Source organism: Methylocucumis oryzae (assembly GCF_000963695.1).
Classification (GTDB): Bacteria; Pseudomonadota; Gammaproteobacteria; order Methylococcales; family Methylomonadaceae; genus Methylovulum; species Methylovulum oryzae.
Genome location: NZ_LAJX01000328.1, coordinates 1 through 2,029 on the forward strand (window position 1 = coordinate 1; position 2,029 = coordinate 2,029).

3 protein-coding genes and 1 pseudogene are annotated in these 2,029 nt (G+C 45.5%); 1 reads left to right on the forward strand and 3 read right to left on the reverse strand.

The features are described from left to right. Positions 1-144: 144 nt before the first annotated feature. The 3 genes and pseudogenes from VZ94_RS21115 to VZ94_RS24905 form a co-directional block, all read right to left on the reverse strand. A complete protein-coding gene (locus VZ94_RS21115) occupies positions 145-810 on the reverse strand; it encodes a hypothetical protein (protein ID WP_131655676.1) in 666 nt (221 codons plus the stop codon). 31 nt (positions 811-841) lie between these two features. Further along, positions 842-1,324 carry a hypothetical protein gene (locus VZ94_RS21120; RefSeq protein ID WP_045780762.1) on the reverse strand — a complete coding sequence of 161 codons (483 nt, stop codon included), beginning with the start codon at positions 1,322-1,324 and terminating at the stop codon, positions 842-844. 207 nt (positions 1,325-1,531) lie between these two features. Then, positions 1,532-1,624, reverse strand: a pseudogene (locus VZ94_RS24905) (transposase); the annotation flags it as partial. Between the two features lie 34 nt (positions 1,625-1,658). Between VZ94_RS24905 and VZ94_RS24910 the strand changes: the two are divergent. Then, the coding region (locus VZ94_RS24910; RefSeq protein WP_239650134.1) for an RNA-guided endonuclease InsQ/TnpB family protein at positions 1,659-2,029 on the forward strand (371 nt) is incomplete at its 3' end.

A 2,029-nucleotide genomic window follows, 5' to 3' on the forward strand; every position in this document is an offset into this window, starting at 1 on the left:
TTCCGTTTTATTTATAGCACGCTCTATGGACATCTTTCTCTTATCGGTTGTGTTTCTAATTTTTCAATAGTATGCCACTTGTCTATAAAATTTTTTTATGAGAAAGCCGTGGATTAACAGGTATCGCCAACTAACCCGTTTTAGCTATAGTTTATAACCCTTCCTAGCTAAAAATATCTCAATCCGGTTACTGCCGTCGGGCTGTTGTTCATTGAAAATTTGAGTTCTTGGCAATTCATTAGCCAACAAAAACGGTAGTTCTTCTTCTAAGCCGATAAGCTGACTAGGTTCTTCGACTAACGCTTCTAGTCGACATAGGCTGGCTTTGCAATCGACGTTAACGATATTTACTTGCGCGAGCTTTTCTGATTGCGCCAACTTATCTTGAATTAATTGTATCGTGTTTGCCGCCCATTTCTTATCAGCCTCTTCTGAGGCAAACGAGTCGCTGAGCTTAGTATTAGCCACTTGGCGTAAGGCTTGGTTTTTCTGTTGAATTTCAGCATACGACAGCTTTTGGGTAGCAGCTTTAGCCTCTGTTTTGGCTGGCTCGGTAACACGAGTACCGGTATTTGCCGCTAGTAAGCCTTCCATACGAATTAACCGATCATCCATCGCGGTTAATGAGCTTTGTAAGCGCTTGATTTCTGCAAGTAACTGATGCTCATGACTGCTAGTGTTGGTATTGGTTTCAAGCGTAGCAACAGTGGCTGGAGCAATTTCAAGCTTAGGTGAGTAAAGAATCACGGCATTGGTAATTAATGCTGAGCCACAAATGGCTACTAACAGAACATCAAGCTTATTCATCATCTGTTTTCCTTAAAAATAAACTATCCGTGATTTAAAGCACTTCGTCTAAATAAATACCACGAATACTTGATGCAGGCGGTAAATAGCAACTGACAACATAATAACCACCAAAGGTACTCGCATCGACATCCATGGTTAAAAATGTGCTGCCTATTCCGCTATAACTAGCTGTATTCGATGCTACGCTACCACCATCACTGTTACGGCTACTTAAGGTACATTGCAAGCTAGTAGCGCCTGCTGAAGAAGAACGGTAAGCATATACGCGAACTAAATCAGTGCCGTTGAAATTGCTGTGGTTATCGCGCACTAAGGGGCAATTCACCATAACGGCAGTCGTTGAGGAGGTGTTTTGTACGCCTGCCACCGATCTTAAAATCTTACCCGCTTGGCTAGGGTCACTTGCATGGCAAATAGAACCTGGGAAAGTCATTACATCAGCAGCTTGTGCGGGTGTAGCGATCCAAGCAGAAGCAGTTAATAACAAGGTGATTAATAGGTGTTGTCTGTTCATGGTGTTGTACTCCGTCATTAAAATTGTTATTGATCGTTGATTATTTTTTTGTGTCTTATCTCGAACACGGGATTAGTTTAACGATCTGTCTTTAATGACAATAGGAACTATGACACCTCTACTAGGTGTGTTTTTACCGGAATGCGCGAAAAGCCCGGTCGTTTCAGGGCGTGGATGAATAGCGCAGACACGCTAGAGTCCTGATTGTTAGCGTGGCGTCTGTTGTTGCTCGATGTACTGTCGAATGATCTCAATCGGCGCTCCACCACAACTCCCCGCAAAATAGCTGGGCGACCATAAGGCGAAAGCCAACGTCCAGAAAATCCATGCCCGTATCGGCAATGCTCGACGCGACTACCTGCACAAAGCAACGACCACCATCAGCCAAAACCACGCGATGGTGTGTATTGAGGACTTGCAGGTGCGGAATATGTCCAGGTCAGCATCAGGCACAACCGAAACGCCTGGCAAAAATGTTAGGGCCAAATCCGGTCTGAATAAAGCTATCCTAGACCAAGGCTGGTATGAGTTCCGCCGCCAGTTGGACTACAAACTGGCTTGGAATGGCGGACGACTTGTTGCCGTGCCGCCCAGAAACACCAGCCGAACGTGTCCGTGCTGCGGCCATGTCGCCAAAGAGAACCGGCTAAGCCAAGCGCGGTTCGAGTGTGTGGAATGCGGTTTCGAGGAAAACGCCGATCTGGT

Bases quoted from the DNA above. Each gene is read 5' to 3' on its own strand.
- VZ94_RS21120 (WP_045780762.1), bottom strand. From the start codon at position 1,324: ATGAACAGACAACACCTATTAATCACCTTGTTATTAACTGCTTCTGCT.
- VZ94_RS21115 (WP_131655676.1), bottom strand. From the start codon at position 810: ATGATGAATAAGCTTGATGTTCTGTTAGTAGCCATTTGTGGCTCAGCA.